The organism is Streptomyces sp. NBC_00091 (assembly GCF_026343185.1).
In the GTDB taxonomy this organism is placed as follows: Bacteria; Actinomycetota; Actinomycetes; order Streptomycetales; family Streptomycetaceae; genus Streptomyces.
In genome coordinates, this window is record NZ_JAPEMA010000001.1 from 1,221,160 (window position 1) to 1,242,214 (window position 21,055).

At 71.8% G+C, this 21,055-nt stretch carries 25 protein-coding genes; 13 read left to right on the forward strand and 12 right to left on the reverse strand.

Annotated elements, in window-relative coordinates; all coding sequences use genetic code 11:
* Positions 1–29: 29 nt before the first annotated feature.
* Complete coding sequence (locus tag OOK34_RS05100; RefSeq protein WP_267032663.1) at positions 30–1,079, forward strand: Ku protein; 1,050 nt, start codon at positions 30–32, stop codon at positions 1,077–1,079.
* Positions 1,080–1,134: 55 nt separating this feature from the next.
* On the opposite strand, the gene OOK34_RS05105 is transcribed toward OOK34_RS05100, so the two are convergent.
* Positions 1,135–1,929, reverse strand: coding sequence for a nuclease-related domain-containing protein (locus OOK34_RS05105; protein WP_267032664.1), 795 nt, complete (start codon positions 1,927–1,929; stop codon positions 1,135–1,137).
* A gap of 208 nt (positions 1,930–2,137) precedes the next feature.
* Here OOK34_RS05105 and OOK34_RS05110 point away from each other — a divergent pair, with 208 nt between their 5' ends.
* From OOK34_RS05110 to OOK34_RS05120, 3 genes are all read left to right on the forward strand, one after another.
* Positions 2,138–2,776 (forward strand): hypothetical protein, encoded by a 639-nt coding sequence (locus OOK34_RS05110; RefSeq protein ID WP_267032665.1) that lies wholly within the window; start codon positions 2,138–2,140, stop codon positions 2,774–2,776.
* 136 nt (positions 2,777–2,912) lie between these two features.
* Entirely contained in the window at positions 2,913–3,104 is a 192-nt protein-coding gene (locus tag OOK34_RS05115; protein WP_267032666.1) for a hypothetical protein, read from the forward strand.
* Positions 3,105–3,197: 93 nt separating this feature from the next.
* Complete coding sequence (locus OOK34_RS05120; protein ID WP_267032667.1) at positions 3,198–4,898, forward strand: hypothetical protein; 1,701 nt, start codon at positions 3,198–3,200, stop codon at positions 4,896–4,898.
* A gap of 340 nt (positions 4,899–5,238) precedes the next feature.
* On the opposite strand, the gene OOK34_RS05125 is transcribed toward OOK34_RS05120, so the two are convergent.
* The 3 genes from OOK34_RS05125 to OOK34_RS05135 are packed head-to-tail and all read right to left on the reverse strand — an operon-like array spanning position 5,239 to position 7,184.
* Positions 5,239–5,508 carry a hypothetical protein gene (locus OOK34_RS05125; RefSeq protein WP_267032668.1) on the reverse strand — a complete coding sequence of 90 codons (270 nt, stop codon included), beginning with the start codon at positions 5,506–5,508 and terminating at the stop codon, positions 5,239–5,241.
* A gap of 10 nt (positions 5,509–5,518) precedes the next feature.
* The gene (locus OOK34_RS05130; protein ID WP_267032669.1) at positions 5,519–6,232 is read right to left on the reverse strand and encodes a TetR/AcrR family transcriptional regulator; all 714 of its coding nucleotides are present in this window, start codon (positions 6,230–6,232) and stop codon (positions 5,519–5,521) included.
* 22 nt (positions 6,233–6,254) lie between these two features.
* Complete coding sequence (locus OOK34_RS05135) at positions 6,255–7,184, reverse strand: diiron oxygenase (protein WP_267032670.1); 930 nt, start codon at positions 7,182–7,184, stop codon at positions 6,255–6,257.
* Between the two features lie 168 nt (positions 7,185–7,352).
* Here OOK34_RS05135 and OOK34_RS05140 point away from each other — a divergent pair, with 168 nt between their 5' ends.
* Complete coding sequence (locus OOK34_RS05140; RefSeq protein ID WP_267032671.1) at positions 7,353–8,459, forward strand: ferritin-like domain-containing protein; 1,107 nt, start codon at positions 7,353–7,355, stop codon at positions 8,457–8,459.
* Here the strand turns inward: OOK34_RS05140 and OOK34_RS05145 are convergent.
* Genes OOK34_RS05145 through OOK34_RS05155 form a run of 3 tightly spaced genes read right to left on the reverse strand, consistent with a single transcriptional unit; the run spans position 8,456 to position 11,829 of the window.
* Positions 8,456–8,926, reverse strand: coding sequence for a DUF3291 domain-containing protein (locus OOK34_RS05145; RefSeq protein ID WP_267032672.1), 471 nt, complete (start codon positions 8,924–8,926; stop codon positions 8,456–8,458). The two genes, OOK34_RS05140 and OOK34_RS05145, sit on opposite strands and share 4 nt — an antisense overlap.
* Before the next feature lie 60 nt (positions 8,927–8,986).
* Entirely contained in the window at positions 8,987–10,450 is a 1,464-nt protein-coding gene (locus OOK34_RS05150; protein ID WP_267032673.1) for a penicillin-binding transpeptidase domain-containing protein, read from the reverse strand.
* Positions 10,447–11,829, reverse strand: coding sequence for an FtsW/RodA/SpoVE family cell cycle protein (locus OOK34_RS05155; protein ID WP_267032674.1), 1,383 nt, complete (start codon positions 11,827–11,829; stop codon positions 10,447–10,449). Before OOK34_RS05155 ends, OOK34_RS05150 begins: the two co-directional genes overlap by 4 nt.
* Positions 11,830–11,926: 97 nt before the next feature.
* On the opposite strand from OOK34_RS05155, the gene OOK34_RS05160 reads away from it, so the two are divergent.
* Both OOK34_RS05160 and OOK34_RS05165 read left to right on the forward strand, forming a co-directional pair.
* Positions 11,927–12,316, forward strand: coding sequence for a DUF6325 family protein (locus OOK34_RS05160; RefSeq protein ID WP_267032675.1), 390 nt, complete (start codon positions 11,927–11,929; stop codon positions 12,314–12,316).
* A complete protein-coding gene (locus OOK34_RS05165; RefSeq protein ID WP_267032676.1) occupies positions 12,316–12,750 on the forward strand; it encodes a hypothetical protein in 435 nt (144 codons plus the stop codon). The genes OOK34_RS05160 and OOK34_RS05165 overlap by 1 nt, the downstream gene beginning before the upstream one ends.
* Positions 12,751–12,825: 75 nt before the next feature.
* On the opposite strand, the gene OOK34_RS05170 is transcribed toward OOK34_RS05165, so the two are convergent.
* Complete coding sequence (locus OOK34_RS05170) at positions 12,826–13,563, reverse strand: VOC family protein (RefSeq protein WP_267032677.1); 738 nt, start codon at positions 13,561–13,563, stop codon at positions 12,826–12,828.
* Between the two features lie 76 nt (positions 13,564–13,639).
* Here OOK34_RS05170 and OOK34_RS05175 point away from each other — a divergent pair, with 76 nt between their 5' ends.
* Positions 13,640–14,176, forward strand: coding sequence for a hypothetical protein (locus OOK34_RS05175; protein WP_267032678.1), 537 nt, complete (start codon positions 13,640–13,642; stop codon positions 14,174–14,176).
* Here the strand turns inward: OOK34_RS05175 and OOK34_RS05180 are convergent.
* The gene (locus OOK34_RS05180) at positions 14,122–14,451 is read right to left on the reverse strand and encodes a putative quinol monooxygenase (protein WP_267032679.1); all 330 of its coding nucleotides are present in this window, start codon (positions 14,449–14,451) and stop codon (positions 14,122–14,124) included. The genes OOK34_RS05175 and OOK34_RS05180 overlap by 55 nt on opposite strands.
* A gap of 59 nt (positions 14,452–14,510) precedes the next feature.
* On the opposite strand from OOK34_RS05180, the gene OOK34_RS05185 reads away from it, so the two are divergent.
* Positions 14,511–14,870 (forward strand): MerR family transcriptional regulator, encoded by a 360-nt coding sequence (locus OOK34_RS05185; protein WP_267032680.1) that lies wholly within the window; start codon positions 14,511–14,513, stop codon positions 14,868–14,870.
* 46 nt (positions 14,871–14,916) lie between these two features.
* Here the strand turns inward: OOK34_RS05185 and OOK34_RS05190 are convergent, their stop codons facing one another.
* Together OOK34_RS05190 and OOK34_RS05195 are read right to left on the reverse strand one after the other, a co-directional pair.
* On the reverse strand, positions 14,917–15,402 hold the full coding sequence (locus OOK34_RS05190; RefSeq protein ID WP_267032681.1) for a hypothetical protein: 486 nt from the start codon (positions 15,400–15,402) through the stop codon (positions 14,917–14,919).
* A gap of 17 nt (positions 15,403–15,419) precedes the next feature.
* Positions 15,420–16,022, reverse strand: a complete 603-nt coding sequence (locus OOK34_RS05195) for a hypothetical protein (protein WP_323183397.1) — start codon at positions 16,020–16,022, stop codon at positions 15,420–15,422.
* A gap of 23 nt (positions 16,023–16,045) precedes the next feature.
* Here OOK34_RS05195 and OOK34_RS05200 point away from each other — a divergent pair, with 23 nt between their 5' ends.
* The 4 genes from OOK34_RS05200 to OOK34_RS05215 all read left to right on the forward strand — a co-directional run bounded on the left by OOK34_RS05200 (position 16,046) and on the right by OOK34_RS05215 (position 19,775).
* On the forward strand, positions 16,046–16,252 hold the full coding sequence (locus tag OOK34_RS05200) for a hypothetical protein (RefSeq protein ID WP_267032682.1): 207 nt from the start codon (positions 16,046–16,048) through the stop codon (positions 16,250–16,252).
* Positions 16,245–16,454 (forward strand): hypothetical protein, encoded by a 210-nt coding sequence (locus OOK34_RS05205; RefSeq protein ID WP_267032683.1) that lies wholly within the window; start codon positions 16,245–16,247, stop codon positions 16,452–16,454. The genes OOK34_RS05200 and OOK34_RS05205 overlap by 8 nt, the downstream gene beginning before the upstream one ends.
* Positions 16,455–16,571: 117 nt before the next feature.
* Positions 16,572–17,795, forward strand: a complete 1,224-nt coding sequence (locus OOK34_RS05210) for a protein-L-isoaspartate O-methyltransferase (protein ID WP_267032684.1) — start codon at positions 16,572–16,574, stop codon at positions 17,793–17,795.
* Positions 17,796–18,635: 840 nt separating this feature from the next.
* Positions 18,636–19,775, forward strand: a complete 1,140-nt coding sequence (locus OOK34_RS05215) for an NlpC/P60 family protein (protein WP_267032685.1) — start codon at positions 18,636–18,638, stop codon at positions 19,773–19,775.
* Here OOK34_RS05215 and OOK34_RS05220 read toward each other — a convergent pair.
* Positions 19,724–20,986 carry a styrene monooxygenase/indole monooxygenase family protein gene (locus OOK34_RS05220; protein WP_267032686.1) on the reverse strand — a complete coding sequence of 421 codons (1,263 nt, stop codon included), beginning with the start codon at positions 20,984–20,986 and terminating at the stop codon, positions 19,724–19,726. The genes OOK34_RS05215 and OOK34_RS05220 overlap by 52 nt on opposite strands.
* Between the last annotated feature and the right edge of the window lie 69 nt (positions 20,987–21,055).

Here is a 21,055-nt window from a genome sequence, read left to right on the forward strand (position 1 = left end):
GATGAGATTGCCATGAATCAGGAGGAACCGTGCGATCCATTTGGAACGGGGCGATCTCCTTCGGCTTGGTCAGCATTCCGATCAAGCTCGTGAACGCCACCGAGAGCCACTCGATCTCCTTCCGTCAGATCCATCTGACGGACGGCGGCCGCGTCCGCTACCGCAAGGTGTGCGAGCTGGACGGCGAGGAGGTGTCCTCCGACGAGATCGGCAAGGGGTACGAGGAGGCGGACGGGTCGATCATCCCGATCACGGACCAGGACCTGGCGCAGCTGCCGATCGCCACCGCGAAGACGATCGAGATCGTGTCGTTCGTACCGGCCGACGAGATCGATCCGCTCCAGATGGACGCCGCGTACTACCTCGCGGCGAACGGGGCCACGGCCGCGAAGCCGTACACGCTGCTGCGGGAGGCGCTGAAGCGGAGCCGGAAGGTCGCGATCGCCAAGTACGCGCTGCGGGGGCGGGAGCGGCTGGGCATGCTGCGGGTCGTCGACGATGTGATCGCGATGCACGGGCTGCTGTGGCCGGACGAGATCAGGGCGCCGGAGGGGGTGGCCCCGGAGGCCTCGGTGTCCGTACGGGAGGCCGAACTGGACCTGGCCGACGCGCTGATGGCGACGCTGGGGGAGGTGGAGATGGCCTCCCTGCACGACGACTACCGGGAGGCCGTGGAGGCGATGCTCGCGGCGAAGGCGGGCGGGGCCTTCGAGCCGGCGGAGGCGGTGGTGGAGCCGGCCGGCGGGCAGGTGATCGACCTGATGGCGGCGCTGGAGAACAGCGTCCGCGCGGCCAAGGCCTCGCGGGGTGGAGGGGACGAGGGGGGCGGGGAGGCGGAGGTGACGCCGATCCGGCGGAAGGCGGCGGCCGCCGCCCCGAAGACGGTGGGCGGGAAGAAGTCGACGGCCTCGGCCACGAAGAAGACCGCCTCGGCCACGAAGAAGACGGCTGCGAAGTCCACTTCGGCGACCGCGTCAGGCAAGTCCCGGGCTACGAAGTCCACTTCGGCCACCGCGAAGAAGGCGGCGGACACCGCCGCGGCGAAGAAGGCGGCGCCGCGCAAGCGGAGTTCGGCCTAGGGGTGGTCGATGCGGGTAGTCGATGCGGGTTGTCGATACAGGTGGTCGATACCCCTCAGAGCCAGGCCGGGCCGGTGCGGGCCAGGGCGAAGAGGGCTTCGACGTCCGGGGGCTTGAGGGTGGCCGGGACGGCCCGGAGGGTGGTGGTGAGGGTCGGGGGCTGGAGGACCAGGACGTCGCGCAGCGTCGGAGCCACGTCGACCCGCGAGGCGTCGGCCAGGGCCAGGGCGGGGGTGACCGGGGCGGCCAGGACCCGGGCGGCGCGGGCGGCCGCGCGGCGGATCCAGCGGGGGTCGGGGCGGGGCTCGGCGCGGCCCACCGTGAGCAGCAGCTCGCCGACTTGGGCCCGCTGACGGCGGCCCGGGACCGTACGGACCGCGAGGACGCCCGGCGGGCCGATGAGCAGGTGGTCCAGCAGCCCGAGACCCGGCAGGGGCACGTCGTGCAGCACCCGCCAGTCCGCCGCCTCCAGCACCTCGAGTTCCGCGCCCGTCCGCTCGCGCGCCTGGAGTTCCTGCCGCATCCGGTGCCGGGCCCGGCTGCCCGGTGAGCCGTACGCCAGCTCGCCCAGCAGGGTCTCGCCGGGCCGGTTCGGGGCCAGGTCCCGGTCGGGCGGCAGGCTCAGCCGGCGCAGCTCGACGGCGGTGGGCACCGGGGGCGGGCCGATGGTCCAGGCGCCGGTCAAGTACGGGCGCAGGGCCGCCAGTACCGCCTCGCGCTCGTCGTCCGCCAGGACGCTGATCCGGTTGGCCTGCCGGTCGTACCAGGCCACCGCCCGGCCGTCGGGCCGGTTGACGTAGAGCCGGCCGCGGCCGGGCCGGCCGCTCGGAAGCACCTTGAGTCCGCGCATCGGCCTCACCCCCGCCGTCCATGGGAGCAGGCGGCGCCGCCGTGGGCAATCCCTCGGTTGTGTAACAGGTCCGTCGGCTCCCCGCTGCCTTCCTGTTACAAGGTCATCGCTGTACCGCAACGGCCGCCGCCTAGGTTTGTGCCCTCCGGGTCCGCCGACCCCTGAGACCCCGGTACTCCAAGACCCCGATCGCCATCGAAGGACTCCCGTGAACGCCGCCCGCCGCCGCACCATCGTTCGCGCCACCGCCGTGACCGCATGCGCCGGCGCCCTGCTGGCCCTGCCCGCCGCCGCCGCGCTCGCCGACGGGGCGCCGGCCGCCTCCGGCGCGCAGCGGACCCTGGTCAGCAGCATCTCGCTGGCGGACGGCCGGTCGACCGCGAAGGTGTACCGCCTCGCGAAGGACGCGTATCAGGCCGAGATCCTGCGCGCCGGCGCCAAGGTGGCCACGCTGACCAGCCGCGACGGGTCCACCGGTGTCGGGGCCGCCGGTGAGCTGCACGCGGCCCTGCGGCCCGACGGGCGGCTCTCCTCCTGGGTCGGTGACACCCTCCCCGAGGGCGGCTCCCACGCGGTGGCCGGCGACGGGCACAAGACGGGTACCCGGCACGGCTCCGGCGTCGGCTCCGGCTCCGGCTCCGGCTCCGGCTCCGGCGGCCACGTGGTGCCCGCCGCGCTGAAGGAGACCTCCGGCGCCCCCGGCACCGCCGAGGCGCTGCGGCTGAACACGCTGGCCGACGGCCCGGGCGACGGTGTGCTGCTGCTCGCAGCGGGCGGCGGGATCGCGGCCGTCGGCGCCGCCGGGCTGGGCTTCGCCATGCTGCGGCGCGGCCGTACGGACGGCTGATCCCGGGCGTCCGGGGAGCGGCCGACGGGCGGACGGGGCGGCTGACGGGCGGCAAATGGGGTGTACCTGCGCATAAGGTTGGCTGAATATCGACCGACGCCGACCGCGCGCCCCGCGCAGAGGAGGGCCCCAGCACGTGCGAAAGCCCTCCCTCCTCCGTACGGGCGCTGCCGCCCTGCTGCTGCCGCTGGCGGCCGCCTGCGGGAACACCGGCGGGCTCGCCGCCGCCGGGCCGACCCCGACGGCGAGCGGACCCGTACACCTGTGGCCCGGGCGCAAGGGGGCCGAGGTACCGCCCGCCGATCTGGGGGATACCTCTTTGGGGTGAACGGGTACGGCGTTTGCGGGGCTTGTGTTCTTGCTGGACTGTTCCCTGTGGGGGTGGCTTTGTCCGCTGTCGCGCGTGGAGGGGAGGCGGCTGGTGGCACGGGGGAAGCGGCGGGAACTGCGCAAGCTGGCCGTTCCGTTCACGGTCGCGGCCCCGGCCGGTGCGCGTATCCGTGACCGGCTGCGTCTGGGTTCGGCGGATGCGAAGGTTCTGACGCTCCTGGGTGAGCACCTCGGCCATCACGCCCGTGTCGATCTGGCGGAGCGCGTCCGTTTGGGCAGGGTGGCGGTCAAGGAAAATCGGCGGGCGGAGCGTAAGCGGGCGCTGACGAAGGTGTCTTCTTCACGATGGGCGGGTGCGATCACCCGGGCCAGTGAGGACCAGTTCCAGCTCAGCCTGCGATGCCTGTTCGATGAACGGGCCTGCCTGCGCCGGGCCATTACGAAGATCCGTAAGCGTGTGGCGGTGCCGTGCGGGCAACGCGTGAACGGTGTCCGCGGATATCGGGACCGGGCTGAGCGGGCGCAGAAGCAGCACCGGCTGGAAGTGCTCACCGCACGCCTGGCCGGGGTGGAGGCGCGCATCGAGGCCGGGCATCCGGCGATCGTTGTCGGCAGCCGCCGCCTGGTCAAGACCCGGCACAACCTGGCCGCCGCCCAGCTCACCGAGGCCGAGTGGCGGGAGCGGTGGGATGCGGCCCGCTTGTTCCTGACCGCCGACGGTGAGTCGGGGGCGCCGTACGGGAACTACACGATCAGTGTGGATCCGGCCGATGGCACGGTCACGATCGTCCTGCCCGAACCGCTCAGACATCTCGCGAACGCGCCGCGTGGCCGTTACCGGCTCGCCTGTACCGTCACCTTCCACAACCGCCGGGACGAATGGCTGGACCGGGTCACCGCCAACCGGGCGGTGCGCTACGACATCGTGTGCGACCCCGTGCGGGGCCGCTGGTACCTCGACGCCTCCTGGGCCACCAAAAAGACCGTGCTGCCCACTCCCGCCGAGCTGGTTGTCACCGGCGTCCGGCTGCTGGCCGTGGACCTCAACGCCGGCCACCTCGCCACCTGCGTCGTAGACACGCACGGCAACCCGGTCGGTGAACCAGTCACCGTGCCCACCCACCTGACCGGACCCGCATCCCAGCGCGACGGCCGCCTGCGGGCCGCAATCACCGAACTCATCAACCTCGCCAAGGCGAACGACTGCACCGGTCTAGCGATCGAAAACCTCGGCTTTGACGAGGCCCGTGCCACCGGCCGCGAGACCATGGGGCGAGGCAAACGCGGCAAGGCATTCCGGCGTACCGTCGCTGGACTGCCGACCGCGCGCTTCCGGGAACGCCTGCGCGGCATGGCCCACCACGCGGGGCTCGTCGTGATCGCGGTCGACCCGGCCTACACCTCCCGCTGGGGCAGCCAGCACTGGAAGCAGCCGCTCCAGCAGCAATCGAAGACCACGCTCGTCACCGGCCACCATGCGGCCTCGGTGGCGATCGGCAGGCGCGCCCTCGGCTATGGGTTACGGCGTCGGTCAGGTGTGACCGCACACGACCAGAGGATCCTTGTGCGGAGAGCTACCGGCCAGACCGTCCCCCACCCCAGGGCACGCGGGACCACAAGCCCGCCAAGGACCACAGGCACACCCCACCAGGGTGACAAGACCTGCCGGGACCGAAGCGACCAGCTCGTGCTGTTCCCCGTCTCCAAGACCGTACGGGAGACACCCGGCGCCAGACGCTCACTGCCTGGCCCGGTTCATGGCGACTCGGCCGACATCGGCCGACTCGCATAGCAACGGTGGACACGGACCTGCACCAGTCCCGGCCAACACCCCACCCCGCCCCCGCCCCCTCACGTACGCGGCCAAACTCCGCCCCGCCGTACCCCCCAACCTCGCCGGCGTTTGAGGCGCTGGGGGTCTGGGGGCGGAGCCCCCGGGGGTCCGGGGCGCAGCCCCGGGGAACGGGCGAAGGGCGGGTAGGGGACCAGCGCCGCGCAGCGGCCCACCACCCGCAGGCGACCACCGGACCCCAGCCGGGCCCGTGGCCCCGCCCCAGGCCCGGCGGACGGAGTCCGGCGCAGCGGCGCGAAGCCGGGGAGGCGCCCCGGCGCCGAGCCGCGCGAGCGGCGCGTCAAGAAGGCTGCGGCTTCGTCCAGGGCCAGCGGGCGCGGGGCCTTACTCCCGTCGGGGAGAAGGTGTACTTCCACCCCTTCTGGAGCCCGAGCCGCTTCGTGTACCCCGACGGCACGCGCTCGTACAGCAGCACCGTCGGGGGGCCGCCGTCCGCCGCCGGGACCGGGATCTCGTACCACTTCGGGGGGTGCCCCGTCGGGCCGAGGAGGATCGGGAGGACCCGGCCGTCCATCGGCCCGCCCTCGAAGGGGGTCGGTTCGCTTCTCACCCCTCCAGTGTCACAGGAGGTGCGCCGCCTCGGAGACCACCGGCATCACGCGCCGGGCGAGTACGCCGGCCGGGCCGTCGGCGGATTCCAGGGCGAGGGCGGCGCGGGCGGCGGACGCCGTTTCGGGGTCCGTGGCGGCGGTGGCGGTGAGGAGGGCGATGAACTGGTCCACCAGCCAGTCGCGCAGGGAGGCGACCTCCGGCTGTTTGCCCTCGTCGATCCAGATCAGCGAGGCCGCCTCGACCGCCGTGATCCAGGTGCGGACCATCATGCGCAGCCGCGGGCCGGGGGCGGGGACGTCCAGGTGGCGCAGGATCTGCTCGGCGGCCGCGCGGCGGATGCCGTCCACCGTGGCCGTGGTGCGGGAGGTCTCCACGACGCTGCCGCCCTGGAGGAGGGCGGCGAAGCCGGCGTCGTGTTCGTCGACGAAGGCCAGGTACCGGTCCAGGACCCGGGTCAGCCGCTGGGTCAGCGGGCCGGCCTGGGGTTCGGCGAAGCAGAGTTCGAGGACGTCCGCCGCCGAGCGCAGGGCGGCTTCGTACAGCTGCTGTTTGCCGCCCGGGAAGTAGCGGTAGACCAGCGGGCGCGAGACGCCCGCGGCCTCCGCGACGTCGTCGAGCGAGATCTCCTCCGGTGCCCGGTGCGCGAACAGCGACAGTGCGGCGTCGAGGAGTTGGGCTCGCCGCTCCTCGACACTCAGCCTGCGGTACGCCCGTACGGTCATGCCCGCAGAGTAGACGACCGGTCTACGCGAGGAGCCCCGAGCTGCGCCACATCCTGCGGCCGACCCCGCGCAGGACGCCGATGTCGTCGAGGAAGTCGGTGAGCCGCTTGGCGCCGGCCTGCATGACCTCGCGGCGGTGGCCGCTCGCCCTGACCTGGGCGACGGCTTCGCGCCGGTCGAGGCCGAGGTTCTCGTAGACGGCGGGGTTGACGAAGGCCACGGAGAAGACGCGGGCGGCCTCGCCGCAGCTGATCCGGGTGAGTTCCTGCTCCCAGCGCGGGGCGGTCACCATCTGGCGGCGCAGTTCCTCGCGGGCGTAGCGGACGTGCCGGGCTTCCTCGATGACGTGGATCCGGGTCACCCCGCGGACGAGGGGCTGGACGCGCTCGTCCGGGAAGGTGAGGCGCTGCATCCAGTCGAGGATCTCCTCGCCGAGGAGGGTGCAGGCGAAGGAACCGGGGGTGGTGGAGACCGTTTTGAGGATGCGGGCGAGGTTGTGGTTGACCCGGGAGACGGGGTAGGCGGGGGAGCCGGCCTGCTGGATCATGCGGGCGAACATCATCGAGTGCCGGCACTCGTCGGCGATCTCGGTGAGGGCGTAGCGGACGTGGTTGCTGGTCAGCGGCTTGTCGTAGATGTGCCGGACGAGGAGCTGCATGAGGATGATCTCGAACCAGATGCCCAGGGAGGCGAGTGACGCCGCCTCGTGGCGGGAGAGGTCGATGCGCTGCTCCTCCCCCATCTTCTTCCACAGCGGGGTGTCGTAGAGGGAGAGCAGTTCGGGCGGCCAGTAGTACTTGCCCTCGATGGGCGGGGCTTCCCAGTCGAGTTCCCGGTCGGGGTCGAAGGAGTGCCTGGCGGAGGATTCGAGGAGTCGTTCGGCGATCTGCTCGCGGTCCTTGAGGAGGCCGAGGGCGTCCCTCAGCGCGGCTCGTTCCGTCACTGTCGTCATGGCTTCGGGCACCTCGCGGTCGGGTTACCTGCGGTCACCCCTTATGAGACTGCCTGTCAGCAAGGCCGTCAATCCCTCGCGCACGAGTTGTTGACCCCGCGTCTACCAACGTGTGACGCTGCCAACTGTCCACTCCCGCAAGGCAGTACGCGAGACGAGGAGGCGTCAGTGTCGACGCACGAGCTCTACACCAAGGCCCCGGACGAGGGCGTGTGGCCGGTCCCCGCCTCCGGTGCGGCCCGCTTCAGCTGGGAGTACGACGGGGGGCGCGAGCGCCTCCTCGCCCTCTACCAGAAGGGCAAGGACAAGCAGTGGGACGGCGCCAAGCGCATCGACTGGGACATCGAGGTGGACCCGTACAACCCGCTCGGCACCCCCGAGGAGATGCTGACGCTCTACGGCACCCGGCACTGGGCGAAGATGACCGAGCGGGACAAGGGCGAACTGCGCCGGCACTACAGCGCCTGGAACTTCAGCCAGTTCCTGCACGGCGAGCAGGGCGCGATGGTGTGCGCGGCGCGCATCGTGGAGTCGGTGCCGGACCTGGACGCGAAGTTCTACTCCGCCACCCAGACCATGGACGAGGCCCGCCACGCGGAGATCTTCGGGCGGTTCCTGCACGAGAAGGTCGGGATGCTCTACCCGATCAACGACAGCCTCCAGGGACTGCTGGGCGACACCCTGCGCGACTCCCGCTGGGACATGCCGTACCTCGGCATGCAGGTGCTCATCGAGGGGCTGGCGCTGGCCGCCTTCGGGATGATCCGCGACACCACCGACAAGCCACTGCCCAAGCAGATCCTCGCGTACGTGATGCAGGACGAGGCCCGCCACGTGGCCTTCGGACGGATGGCCCTGCGCGACTACTACAAGCAGCTCACGGACGCCGAACTGCGCGAGCGCGAGGAGTTCGTGATCGAGGGCTGCTACCTGATGCGGGACCGGCTGCGCGGGGTGGAGGTACTGGAGAACTTCGGCATCCCGAGGCGGGAGGCGGAGGAGTACACCGAGCAGTCGGAGTTCCTGCACCTGTTCCGCAAGCTGCTCTTCAGCCGGATCGTGCCGTGCGTCAAGGACATCGGACTGTGGGGCGACCGGCTCCAGAAGGCGTACCTGGAGATGGGGGTCTTCGAGATGGGCGACGCCAACCTGGACCTGCTGATGACCCAGGACGAGGAGATCGCCGAATCCCTCGACCGCGAGCGCTTCGCGGCCGAGGAACGGGACCGGGTGGCGGAGGTCGAGGCCGCCATCCAGGAGGGTGCGGAGGCCTAGGAGGCGTCCCCGGGCGGGAAGGGGGTGCGCAGGGTGAAGGCGTACGGGGTCGGGCCGTGTTCCCGCAGGTGCAGGAGGCGAGCCTCGGCGTCCGCGACCGTGGGGCGCTCCCCCGCAGGCACCCACCACAGGGTCGAGATGGCTTCCGCGACCTGCTCGAAGAACTCCCGCCTGCGGGCCATCAGTTCCCGGTGCCGCCCCTTGTACATGAAGGCGGTCAGGGCGTCGCTGTCCCGCCACACCGACATGTTGACGATGATCTGGTCGTCACCGAAGAAGGGCACGTCGGTCGCGTCGTCCCCCGCCTCGCCCTGCAGCCGCCACACGAACCCGTCCGCCGCTTCGGCCACGGCGTTGACGGGGTCGAGTCCGTCCACGAAGTCCTTCAATTCCGGTGCGTCGAGGGGGTGCTTGAGGCGGGCTATGTTCACCTGGGCGAGTTCGTGAGTCACGAGTTCGTTGGTCATAGACGTACGGCTACCAGCCCGCCCGCTCCCGCCGCTCACCATTTCACGGGCTGGACGACATCACCGGCGCCCGGCCAGCGCCGCCTCCATCACCGCCCGCGCGATCGGGGCCGCCGCGCCGTTGCCGCTGATGTCCCCGCGCACCGCCGAGGCGTCCTCGACCACCACCGCGACCGCCACCGCCGGCTGGGGCGCGCCCTCCGCCCGGGCCCAGGCGATGAACCAGGCGTACGGGGTACCGGCGTTGCCGACTCCGTGCTGCGCGGTGCCGGTCTTGCCGCCGACCTGCGCGCCGGGGATCGCCGCGTTGCGTCCGGTGCCGTCCTCGACCACCTTGACCATCAGCTCCTGCATGCGCAGCGCCGTGGCCGGGCTCATCGCCCGGCTCAGGGTGCGCTGGTCGGTGCGCCGCACCAGGGAGCCGTCGTCCTGGGTCGTGCGGTCCACCAGGTAAGGGGTGCGCAGCTCGCCGCCGTTGGCCACGGCCGCCGCCACCATCGCCATCTGCAGCGGGGTGGCCTTGGTGTTGAACTGCCCGATCGCGGAGAGCGCCAGCTGGTCCGGGCTCATGTCGGTGTCGAAGTTCGACCGCGACACCCAGGACGGCACCCGCAGCCCCTCGTCGTTGAACCCGAACCGGCCGGCGGCCTCCGCCATCGCGCGCAGCCCGACCTGCACGCCGATCTTGGCCATCACCGTGTTGCAGGACCACTGCACCGCGTCCGCCATCGAGGCGTCCGCGCAGCCCGTGGCCGCGTTCGGCAGCAGGGTGCTGGTGCCGGGCAGCGGGTAGGGGTCGGGGGTGCGGGTCGGGGCGTCCACGTCGGTGACCACGCCCGCGTCGAGGGCCGCGGCGGCCGTCACGATCTTGAAGGTGGAGCCGGGTGGATACGTCTCGCGCAGCGCCCGGTTGAGCATCGGCTTGGCGGGGTCCGAGTTCAGCCGCTCCCAGGCCGCCTTGACCCGCGTACCGGTGCCGGAGAGCAGGCCGGGGTCGTAGGAGGGGCTGCTGACCAGCGCCAGGATCCTGCCGGTGGCCGGCTCGACGGCGGCCACCGCGCCCCGCTTGCCGCCGAGCCCCCGGTACGCGGCCCGCTGTACGGCCGCGCGCAGGGTGGTCGCGGCGTTGCCGCCGCCGGGGCGGCCGCGCGCGAGGTCGTACCAGAGCGGGAAGGCCGAGAGTCCCGGGTCGGTGCCGGAGAGGATCCCGTCCTCGGCCCGCTCCACGAAGCTCGTCCCGTACGTCTGGGAGGAGAAGCCGGTGACGGGCGCGTAGAGCGGGCCGTCGGTGTAGGTCCGCTCGTAGCGCAGCAGCTGGCCGCTGTCGCGGGAGCCGGTGACGGGCCTGCCGTCGACCAGGATGTCGCCGCGCGGTTCGGCGTAGCGCTCGATGGCGGGGCGTTTGTTGGCCGGATTGGCCCCGTAGGCGGCCGACTCCCACACCTGCACCCGGGCCACGTTGGCGAGCAGGGCGGCGAGCAGCAGGGCGCAGAAGTACGCGCACCAGCGGATGTAGCGGATCACGGGGCGGGTTCCCCCGCTTCCGGTCCAGGTCCGGGTCTGCGGGCGCTGTCGCTGAGCCGGACCAGCAGCGCAACGATGATCCAGTTGGTGACCACGGAGGAGCCGCCCTGTGCCAGGAAGGGCATGGCCATGCCGGTGAGCGGGATCAGTCCGGTGACGCCGCCGGCGATGACGAACACCTGGAGGGCGACGATCGAGGCGAGCCCGGTGGCGAGCAGCCGCCCGAAGGGGTCGCGCAGCGCGAGGCCGGCGCGGAAGCCCCGGGACACGAGGAGCCCGTAGAGGAGCAAGATGGCGGTGAGGCCGACGAGGCCCAGCTCCTCGCCGGCGGTGGCGAGGACGAAGTCCGATTTGGCGGCGAAGCCGATGAGGAAGGACTGACCGTGTCCGAGGCCGGTGCCGAGCAGGCCGCCGGCGGCGAAGGCGAAGAGGGACTGGGCGAGCTGGCCGGGGCCGTCGCCGCGCTCGATGGAGGCGAAAGGATTCATCCAGTCGTCCACGCGGCTGTGCACGTGCGGTTCGAAGGTCCCGACGGCGTACGCGCCGAGGGCGGCGAGCAGCAGGCCGATGGCGATCCAGCCGATCCGTCCGGTCGCGGTGAACAGCATGATCACGAAGAGTCCGAAGAAGAGCAACGAGGTGCCCAGGTCCCGCTCCAGGACCAGCACGCCCACGCTCAGCAGCCAGATGGCGAGGATCGGCCCGAGGACCCGGCCGGGCAGGAGGCGGAGCTTCCAGAAGATCCGGCGGCCGGTGAGGGCGAGGGCGGTGCGGTTCGCGGCGAGGTAGGCGGCGAAGAAGAGGGCGAGCAGGATCTTGGCGAACTCCCCCGGCTGGAAGGAGAGTCCGGCGAAGCGGATCCAGATGTGGGCCCCGTTGACGGCCGGGAAGAAGACGGGGACGAGCATCAGCACGAGGGCGGTGGTGACCGAGAGGTAGGCGTACCGCTGGAGCACGCGGTGGTCACGCAGGCCCGCCACGACGAGGACGAACAGCCCCACCCCGAGCGCCGACCACCGCAGCTGGTCCCCCGCCCCGGCCTCCCCCGGGGTGGCGAGGTCGAGGCGCTGGATGAGGACCAGGCCGAGCCCGTTGAGCAGGACGGCGATCGGCAGCAGCAGCGGGTCGGCGTACGGGGCCCTGAGCCGGACGGCGAGGTGCGCGAGCAGGGCGGCCCCGCCGAGCCCGGCGGCGTAGGGGGCGGCCGGGCGGGGGGCGTGGCCGCCGGCCGCGGCGGCGGCGACGTAGAGGTGGCCCAGTACGGAGATCAGGACCGCGCCCGCGAGGAGCGTCAGCTCGATGCCGCGGCGCTTGGGGGCGCGGGCGTCGGGGGGCGGGGGCGGAGCGGGCTCCGTCACCTTCGCCGTCAGAGCGGTCATACCCGGAAACGTAGCAAGGTCGCGGCTGGTATGTCCGCTTATGTCATAGTGTGCCGAAGAGTCGTCAGAAACGGTCAGGAGTGAGGAGCCCCGGCTCATGGGACCAGTGGAATTCATCGTCCTCGCCTTCCCGGAGGAACAGCTCCGGGTACCGGCGGTCGAGGCCGTGACGGGGCTGCGCAAGACGGGCGTGGTGCGCCTGATCGACGGGCTCGTCGCGACGAAGACGGCGTCCGGGGAGGTCCTGGCCGCGGAGTTCGACGAGTTCGTGGAGCTACGGGGCGTCCTGGCGGGCCGTGACGTGGCGCGGCTGATCGGCCCGGAGGACGTGCGCGAGGCGGCGGAGCTGCTGGACCGGGGCAGCTGCGCGCTGCTGCTGGTGGTCGAGCACGTCTGGGCGCAGGACGCGGCGGTCGCCGTACGGGCGGCGGGCGGGCGGATCGTGGGGTCGGTCCGGATCCCGGCGGAGCGGGTGGGGGTGGCGTGATGTTCATCAGACCGGTGGGCGTGACGGTGCACGCGGCGGTCCGCCCGGCGGGCCGCCCGCTCCTGCGGGGGCTGCTGCGCCGGGCGGCGGGCGCGGCGGAGTGGGCGCAGGCGGAGGACACGGGCGAGGGCTTCATCGAGGGGTTCGTGGAGGGCGAGGGCTCGGTGGAGGGCCCCGAGCGCCCGGTGGAGGAGGACGCCTGGCCCGAGGAGGAACCGCCCCCGCCACCCACCCCCGAGGAACCGCCCCCGACCGAACCCCCGCCTCCCCCCGCCGCCCCTCCCACCCCACCACCGCCGCCCGGCAGCCTGGTGACGGAGCTGACCCAACTGGCCGACCTCACCCGCGAGGGCCTCCTGACCCCGGAGGAGTTCACGAGGGCGAAGTCCCGGCTACTGGGGGGCGGGGCTCCGGGGGCGGGGTCTCAGCGATGAGGCGAGGGGCGGCCGGGCCTCGCCACGCCGGGCATCCGGGCCACTTCAAGAAGGGCCCGGAGCCGCTGCTCAAGGTCAGCGAGGGGCGAGGAGGCAGAACTCGTTGCCTTCCGGGTCGGCCAGAACCGTCCAGTGGATGGCGGACTGGTCGATACCAGGGTCGGTGGCGCCCAGGGCGCGCAGTCGGGCTTCCTCTGCTGCCAGGTCGTCACCGGGGTAGGGGCGGACGTCGAGGTGGACGCGGTTCCACACGGTCTTGATGTCGGGGGTGCGGATGAATTCCAGGTAGGGGCCGACGCCTTTGGCGGAACGCATGGTCGCCTGGTCGTCGGTGACCTCGTGCAGCGTCCAGTCCATCGCCTCGCCCCAGAACCGGGCCATCCCTCGCGGGTCGGCACAGTCGACCACCACCGCGGCGATCGGCCCGGTGTCCCGGTAGATCGGGCGGGGCTCCAGGACACAGAACTCGTTGCCCTCGGGGTCGGCCATGACCGTCCAGGGGACGTCGCCCTGACCCACGTCGGCGAGCGTCGCACCGAGATCCTTCAGGCGTGCGACCAACTCCGCCTGATGGGCGGTCGAGGTGGTGGCCAGATCAACGTGCACCCGGTTCTTCACCGTTTTGGGTTCCGGGCGGGCCACGAGGTCGATACAGACGGCCACGGGGTCGGGGTAGGCGAAGCCCACCGGTTCGAGGTTGGTCACGCCGGGTCCCTCGCTGTCGACACCCCAACCGAGTGCCTCCGCCCAGAACCGGCCGAGCGCGGAGTCGTCCAGGGCCTTCATATTGATCTGCACAAGTCGTGTCGCCATGCCGAAGATCCTAGAGCGGCGGCCCGCCCCCGAAACCGGTGGACTGCTGGTCAGGGCACCTGGCAGGCTCCGTCTCGTGGTGATACTCGATGTCCTGACCGACATGGCGATGACCGGCCGGCTCGGTCCGGTGTTCATCGGCGCCGACTGGAGCGACGTCACCGCGGCGCTCGGCGAACCGTGGGACGTCGGAACGACGCCCCCGGGCGAGGAGGAGCCGCATCTCTTCGCCTACGGAGACCTCGAGCTGAGCGTCTGCCCCTGCCGCAAGGTCTCCCTCATCTGCGTGCAGACCTGGCGCGAGGTCATCGAACTTCCCCGGCCGCTGGCCGGTGGGACAGGCACCTTCCCCGGGGAGATCCGGCAGGCGGAGGTGGTTTCCGCCCTGGACGCGGCCGGATGCCCCTGGCAGCCCTACCTCCCACTGACCTTCGGCGACCAGCGCACGCTCATGGCGATCCCGTCAGGAGCGGCCTTCACGTTCGAGCTCCTCGAGGACGAAGAGCCCGTTCTGAACGTCATGGGCCTGCCGGGCGACCGACACGACTGCACGGCCCCTCAGGCGGGAACCGGTTCGGCCTCGGCGTACGGGCTGAGCATGGTGTCGAAGTAGCCCTCTGGGGCTCCCTCCAGGAAGGTCGACAGATTTTCCAGGAAGGCACGCAGCGGAGGCGTCGCGTTGTGGCGGTCCAGGTCTTCCTGGGAGCGCCAGACCTCGTACAGGAAGAAGCGGCCGTCCTCATGCTCATGGAGGTTGTACTGCAGGTTGCCGGGCTCTTGCCGGGTGGGTTCCACGAACGAGGAGAGGATGCGCCGGACCTCGTCCGCGTGCTCCGGCCTGGGTCGCAGGAAACCGTAGAGGGCCAGGGGGCGATCTGTGTTCGTCATGGCCCTCACGCTAAGATCTCACACCAATGTGAGGTTCAAGGGGTTGTGAGGAGCGCCACATGAAGATCGGCGAGCTCGCCGCCGCGACGGGCACCTCCGTCCGACTGCTGCGCTACTACGAGGAGCAGGGCCTCCTGGAGTCCTACCGCCTCGACAGCGGCCACCGCCGCTACGACGACGGCGCCCCTGCCGTGGTCCGGCGCATTCGCGCGCTGCTGGATGCCGGCCTGCCGACCCGGGTCATCCGCGACCTGCAGCCGTGCATTCGCCAAGACGGCACGGTCGCCGGATGCAAGCTGGAGACCCTCCAAGAACACCTCCAGGGTCTGGACGACCGGATCTCCGCACTATCGGAAACCCGCACCTCCCTGGCCGGGCTCATCTCCGCCGCCCAGACCCGCGAACCGACACGCGTGTAAAGCGGCCCACCGCCACCGCGCGTCCGCGGCGGCGGCCTTCTGCGTCTCAACCCTTTCGGGCGGCGCCCTCGGGCCAGACGACCTCAACCGGCAGTCCGTTCGCGCGGGCCTCCGCCACCGTGTCGGCGGTACCGCCCCGTCCGTTGCCCGGCCGACCGTCCCATACGGCGACGAGTCTGTCCGCCCGGCGGAGGAGTTCGCTGTTCGCGGCCTCGTACGCTTCCCGGTTCGCCTCGGCGTACGACATCACGGCCACATCGGCGGCGGCCTGCTGAAGGCGGTCGAACTCGGCCGCGTCATCGGGCTTCACCTTGGCCTCGCGGTAGTCCCGGGAGGGCACGACGACGATCAGCTGACCGCCGAGGGACAGAACCGCGTCGGCGAACAGAGCGTCCGCACCCTTCGCGATGCAGGAAACCCCGGTCAGCCCCTCCTCGACGTACGGGCCGAGCAGCGTCACCAGCGCTTCACGGACCAGTGGCACGCTCTCCTCGGTGAGGTCCATGTGTCCGGTCACCGCGATAACGGTCATGCCGTCCCCCCTTCGGGTCAGTTCGCCAGTAGCTCGCGGATGCTATCGCGGGCCTCCCGTACAGCCCTGCTCTCCGAGCGACCTACGGTGTACTGGTACAGCGCCCCCAGCTGCGTTCGGACTCGGCTGGACGGTGTGAGCGATGCGGCCTCGACTGCCCGTTGGGTCTCCTCCACGGCGCCGGTGAGGTCACCTGCGAGAAACCGGGTCTCCGCAAGTCCGATCCGGTCGAGTGCGTGGGATCGGCCGGCCTCGATGCCGCGTGCGTCCAGTGCTGCCCGGATGTGTTCAGCGGCAGATTCTGCGTGGCGGCCTGGATCGGTACGAGCCAGATCGAGGAGTCGACCGCCGGTTACCCCCGAAAGCTCGGCCTGGTTGAAGTAGTGGATCCAATGCGGCTCCGCCTCTTGTGGTCCCGCTGATGCCAGCTCCTCCTGGGCCTGGCCGGTCGCACGTCGGAAGGCAGCCACCCGTCCCATCGTCGCGTACGCCCAGGCTTCCCGGGTGTGCAACATCGCCCGCACCCGTGGACCGCTCAGCCCTCGGCTACCGTCCTGCGCGAGCCTGATCAGTTCGAGCGCGTCCGCAGGACGGGCGGCGTAGAGCATCTGGCGGGCCATGCCTGCCAGCACGTTCCGTCGAAGTGCGCATACCGGTCAGTCTGTTCGACCTCGACGTCCATCACGGCGACCCGGAGCCGATCCTCAGCCGACGCGAGCCCAGTTCTCTCCTGGACCGCTACAGCTGGTGCCCCCGCCGAGTCGGCGAGCCCAGCGTCGGCCTACTCGACCGGGCGTTGATCGGCTGGGAGCGCTTCCTCAGCACCTTCGAGGGAGTGCCCAATGAGTGAGCAGTACGAGTACGTGCCGCACCGACTCCTGCGCCGGCGTGTCCGCGATATCGCCTCCGGCGCCGAGGGCGAGCTGATGGCCGTGATCAACGAAAACGTCTCGGACACCGCCATCGAGCACTGGATGGAGCTGGCCTACATCCGGGGCGCCTCCGGCCGCGAATTCACCACCGCGGCCGCCAACGTCGAGCCCGCCGGCTGACCGATCGCGCTCGCCATCCGCTGACTTCCGCCCTGGCCGGGGCGGGGATCCTGCACCATTCACCCAACGATGGGAGAACGCCATGCCCAAGCACAACGGACCGCCGGAAGACAAGCCTTGGACGCCCCCGTCCGAACCTCCCAGCCCGGACGGAAGCCGGCCGCCCGCACAGCCGTCGACTCCGCCGCCGCCCCCGCCGGGCAAGCGGTGAACAAGGCGATCTGCCGCGAGGCCCTGCAGACCATGGGCCTGCTCCGCGAGCCCTGGCTGGCGGAGGCCTTCGACAACGTCGATCGCGAATCCTTCGTTCCTCAGGCCGTGTGGCTTCCTGTACGGGACGCCGAAGGCCTCTGGCGGTTCGTCGAGCGTGACGAGGAGCCCGAGGTCTGGCGCCGTGCGGTGTGGAACCCGCACCAGTCGGTGGTCACACAGCTGGACGACGGCACCGTCACGCCGGGAACGGGCGCGGGCGACTTCACCTCGTCCGTGTCCGCCCTCGACATCGTGATGAGGAAGCTCCACCACCTGGACCTGGCGCCGGGATCCCGCGTGCTGGAGATCGGCTACGGCTCCGGCTACCACACAGCCCTCCTGTGCGAGCGCGTCGGGCCGGACAGAGTGGTGGCTGTGGAGGTGGACGAGGCGCTCGCCCGCGCAGGGGCCTCCAACCTCAAGGCTGCCGGCTACGAACCGGAGCTGATCCTCGGCGACGGCCTCCAGGGAGCCCGTGGCGGCGATCCGTTCGCCCGAATCATCAGTACCGCGTCCCTGCGGCGATTGCCGTACGCCTGGATCGAACAGTCCACGCGGAACGGGGTGATCCTGACTCCGTTCGGCACGGCGTACAGCAACGCAGGGCTCCTCCGCCTCCAGGTGGACAGTGCGGGCACGAAGGCGGAAGGCCGGTTCGTCGGCGAGTCCTCATACATGTGGATCCGCTCCGAGCGGCCGACCGTCACCCTCCAGGTCCCGGAGGAGTCGACCAGCCGGACGTCTCCGATCGATCCCGCACAGGTCCTGCAGGGCGGATACCTCCAGGACTTCGCCATCGGCCTCCAAGTCCCGGACATCTCCTACTCGCACCGCGGGGAGGGTGACGCACGGCAGGTCCAGTTCGTGGACGAGACCGGAACCTCGGCCACGATCGTCCGCTACGACGCCTGGTGGGAGGAGGACGCGGTCCGCTCGTGGGGACCACGCGACCTGTGGGCGGAGGTGACGGCGGCCTACACCTGGTACGAGGTCCGGGACCGGCCGCACGTCACCCGCTTCGGCATCACGGTCGATCGGTCCGGCCAGCACTCATGGCTGGACGAGCCCGCTCAGCTCGTGGGCTCCTAACCCGCGGCCCCCGGCCGGCCCCCGTCCGGCCGGGGGCCGCTCCCCGTGCGCGCGTAGCGAACTGACGCGCCCGGGTGGTCCGCACGCTGCTCACGTCGTCATTTGGTGCAGGGATCAGCCCCAGACGGCCGCCGGACGCTGAGAAATGAGGAGCGCGTAGCGATCTGACGCGCCCCGGGCCCCCGGCCCTGGGGCCTCCCTGGAGGGGCCCGGATGCCCGGCGTGGCGAGGGGAGGCCCCTCGCCTCATCGCTGACGGGGCCGTCCCTCTCCCTTGGACCGTGCCGTTCTTTTGGGGGCTTCCCGGCAGTCCTTTGTCTTTCCGGGGCGGGACGGTCTGTCAAGGGTGGCCGAAGGCCATCACGCAGTGACGCGACGAAGGAGCGCCCTTGACAGGCCGTCCCGACGCTGAAGGACGATGGGACTGACGGGAAACCCCCAAACCAGCTCTGATGCGGGCCCGCCAAGACACCGCCAACCCGGCACCCCGCCCCGCCGCCGGAGCCCGCCCGCGCCGGGCGGGGCCAGGCGCGCCCGCGCCGCGGGACGGGGTAGGCCTCCGCGCCCCGGCGGCAGGCGGCCAGCCGCCGCTCCGCTCCGAGCGCTCGAGCGGTCAACGCCACCCCGCCACGAGCCGACGTAGCAACGCTCCCGCAGACGGGAAGGCGGGTGGGCAGCCACCGCCCGGGCCCGGCGCCTCGAGGGGGAGATAGTGGGCCCGCACCGCGAGCGGCGCACGCGAAGCCGCGTCCCCCGACCGGGTGACGGGCCGTCGGCCCCGTGATGTCGGGCGGGGTGGGTCCAGGGCCGCGTGGCAGCATCGGGCGGCGGAGGTTATTACATGACAAAACGACTGCTGCGCATCGCCTGCCTCGCCGCCGTCTTCGTCGCCGCGGGGCCCCCGCCCGTCGCGCGGGCCGAGCCCGTCGGGGAGTTGCTCACCCGGCTGCAGGGCCTGTACCAGCAGGCCGAGGAGGCCACCGAGGCCTACAACGCCGCCGAGGCGGCCCTCGGGGACCGGCAGGACGAGGAGCGGCGGCTCACCACCGAGCTCGCCACGGCCCGCTCCGCGCTCGACTCCGAGAAGGCCACCGCCGGGCGCCTGGCCCGGGAGCAGTACCAGGGGGTCCGCGGCGGGAGCCTCTCCCCGTACCTGCGGATGCTGCTCTCGGGGGATCCCCAGCAGGCCTTCGACCAGCGCCGGCTCGCCGCCCGCGAGGGCGCCCGGCGGGCCGGGGTCGTGGCGCGGCTGGAGCGGGGCCGGGAGCAGGCGGGGGCGCTCGCCACCGCCGCCCGCAAGGCGCTGGACGACCAGGAGACCCTCGCCGTGCGGCAGAAGCGGGCCCAGCAGGAGGTCACGGGCCGCCTCAAGGAGGTCGAGCGGCTGCTGGCGGCGCTCACCCCGGAGGAACTGGCCGGGCTCGGGGCGCGCGAGGCGGCCGTCACCGCCGGGGCGCAGCGCGCGCTGGTGGACTCCGGCCGGCTGCCCGCCCGTACGGGTACGCCCACCGCCGCCGGCGGGGCCGCCCTGCGGTACGCGACGGCGCAGATCGGCAAGCCGTACGTCTGGGGCGCCGAGGGCCCGGCCTCCTTCGACTGCTCCGGGCTGACCTCGAAGGCCTGGGAGCACGCCGGGCGGTCCATCCCCCGGACCAGCCAGGAGCAGTGGGCACAGCTGCCGCGGGTGCCGCTGGACCGGCTGCGCCCGGGCGATCTGGTGGTCTACTTCCCCAAGGCCACGCACGTGGCCCTCTACATCGGGGACGGCAAGGTGATCCAGGCTCCCCGCCCGGGCGCCACCGTGAAGGTCTCGCCCATCGCCGCGAACCCGCTCCTCGGGGCGGTCCGCCCGGATCCGGACGGGACCCCGCTCGAGGAGTTCACCCCGCCGCCGCTGCCCGAGGCCGCGACGGCGGGGGACGACACGGGCTATTCGGCGGAAGCGGAGCCGGAGGCGGAGGAGGAGACCTCCGCCAGGTAGTCCGCCGTGTCCTCGGGGTCGTAGAAGTACGCGTCGAAGTCGGCCGGGTTGTCGAAGCCGTTGGCGAATCGATCCGCCACCGGCTGGAGCTGCCCGGCCGCGCCGATCAGGTTCAGCACGTGCTCCGGCGGGACGCCCAGCATGGCGTTCGTCCACTGGGTGACCGGCTTGCCGGTGGTGAACCAGTACTTGTCGAAGGTCGCCTTCATCCACGCCTCGTCGAACGGCTTGTCGCCGTGCATGAGGATCGAGGAGAGGTACGAGGCCGCGCACTTGGCCGCCGCGTTCGAGCCCTGGCCGGTGATCGGGTCGTTCGCCACGACCACGTCCGCGACGCCCAGGACCAGGCCCCCGCCGGGAAGGCGGCCGATGGGGTTGCGGACCACCGGGGTGTAGCGGCCGGAGAGGGTGCCGCCCGCGTCCGTGAGCTCGGCCTTCCTCGCCCGCGCGTACTCCCACGGGGTGTACTTCTCCATCAGCTCCAGCGTCAGCGCCAGGTGCTCGGCCGGGTCGTTGACCCCGGTGAAGACGTCCAGCGGTCCGCCCGGGAGGCCCTCCCAGAACAGGATGTCGGCCCGCCCCGAGGTGGTCAGGGTGGGCATGACGAACAGCTCGCCGACGCCAGGGACCAGGTTGCAGCGCACGGCCTCGGTGTCCGGGTGCTCGGGGCGCGGCTCGAGCCCGTGCACGTACGAGACGGCCAGCGCGCGCTGCGGGGCGTCGTAGGGGGAGCGTGCCTCGTCCCGCCCGAACATCGACACCAGCTCGCCCTTGCCGGCGGCGACGAGCACGAGGTCGTACGTACGGGAGAAGAAGTCCAGGTCGGCGACGGACGCGCCGTGGATGACCAGCTGTCCGCCGCGCTGGGTGAAGGTGTCGAGCCAGCCGGCCATCTTCACGCGCTGGTCCACGGACTGCGCGGGGGCCTTGAGGCGGCCGAGCCAGTCGATGGGGCGGGAGCCGTCGGGGGCGGCGACCGAGACGCCCAGGCCCCGGATCTTCGGGGCCTGCTGCTCCCAGAAGTTCAGCTGGAGGTCCCGCTCGTGGCGGAGCGCCGTGTCGAACATGCACTGCGTGGACATGACCCGTCCGGTGCGGATCTCGTCCGCGGTCCGGTTGGACATGAGGGTGATCTCGTACCCCTTCGCCTGGAGGCCGAGGGCGAGCTGGAGACCGGACTGGCCGGCCCCGACGACGAGTATCTTGCGCATCTCACGTTCTCGATTCGGGGTTTCGGTTCTTCGGGTCGTTCCGTGGCGTGCCGTGCCGTGCCGTGCCGT

Bases quoted from the DNA above. Each gene is read 5' to 3' on its own strand.
- OOK34_RS05165 (WP_267032676.1), top strand. From the start codon at position 12,316: ATGTTCATCAGACCGGTGGGCGTGACGGTGCACGCGGCGGTCCGCCCG.
- OOK34_RS05185 (WP_267032680.1), top strand. From the start codon at position 14,511: ATGAAGATCGGCGAGCTCGCCGCCGCGACGGGCACCTCCGTCCGACTG.
- OOK34_RS05130 (WP_267032669.1), bottom strand. From the start codon at position 6,232: ATGACCGTACGGGCGTACCGCAGGCTGAGTGTCGAGGAGCGGCGAGCC.
- OOK34_RS05180 (WP_267032679.1), bottom strand. From the start codon at position 14,451: ATGACGAACACAGATCGCCCCCTGGCCCTCTACGGTTTCCTGCGACCC.
- OOK34_RS05190 (WP_267032681.1), bottom strand. From the start codon at position 15,402: ATGACCGTTATCGCGGTGACCGGACACATGGACCTCACCGAGGAGAGC.
- OOK34_RS05105 (WP_267032664.1), bottom strand. From the start codon at position 1,929: ATGCGCGGACTCAAGGTGCTTCCGAGCGGCCGGCCCGGCCGCGGCCGG.
- OOK34_RS05215 (WP_267032685.1), top strand. From the start codon at position 18,636: ATGACAAAACGACTGCTGCGCATCGCCTGCCTCGCCGCCGTCTTCGTC.
- OOK34_RS05145 (WP_267032672.1), bottom strand. From the start codon at position 8,926: ATGACCAACGAACTCGTGACTCACGAACTCGCCCAGGTGAACATAGCC.
- OOK34_RS05220 (WP_267032686.1), bottom strand. From the start codon at position 20,986: ATGCGCAAGATACTCGTCGTCGGGGCCGGCCAGTCCGGTCTCCAGCTC.
- OOK34_RS05205 (WP_267032683.1), top strand. From the start codon at position 16,245: ATGAGTGAGCAGTACGAGTACGTGCCGCACCGACTCCTGCGCCGGCGT.
- OOK34_RS05155 (WP_267032674.1), bottom strand. From the start codon at position 11,829: ATGACCGCTCTGACGGCGAAGGTGACGGAGCCCGCTCCGCCCCCGCCC.
- OOK34_RS05135 (WP_267032670.1), bottom strand. From the start codon at position 7,184: ATGACGACAGTGACGGAACGAGCCGCGCTGAGGGACGCCCTCGGCCTC.
- OOK34_RS05160 (WP_267032675.1), top strand. From the start codon at position 11,927: ATGGGACCAGTGGAATTCATCGTCCTCGCCTTCCCGGAGGAACAGCTC.
- OOK34_RS05170 (WP_267032677.1), bottom strand. From the start codon at position 13,563: ATGGCGACACGACTTGTGCAGATCAATATGAAGGCCCTGGACGACTCC.
- OOK34_RS05195 (WP_323183397.1), bottom strand. From the start codon at position 16,022: ATGGCCCGCCAGATGCTCTACGCCGCCCGTCCTGCGGACGCGCTCGAA.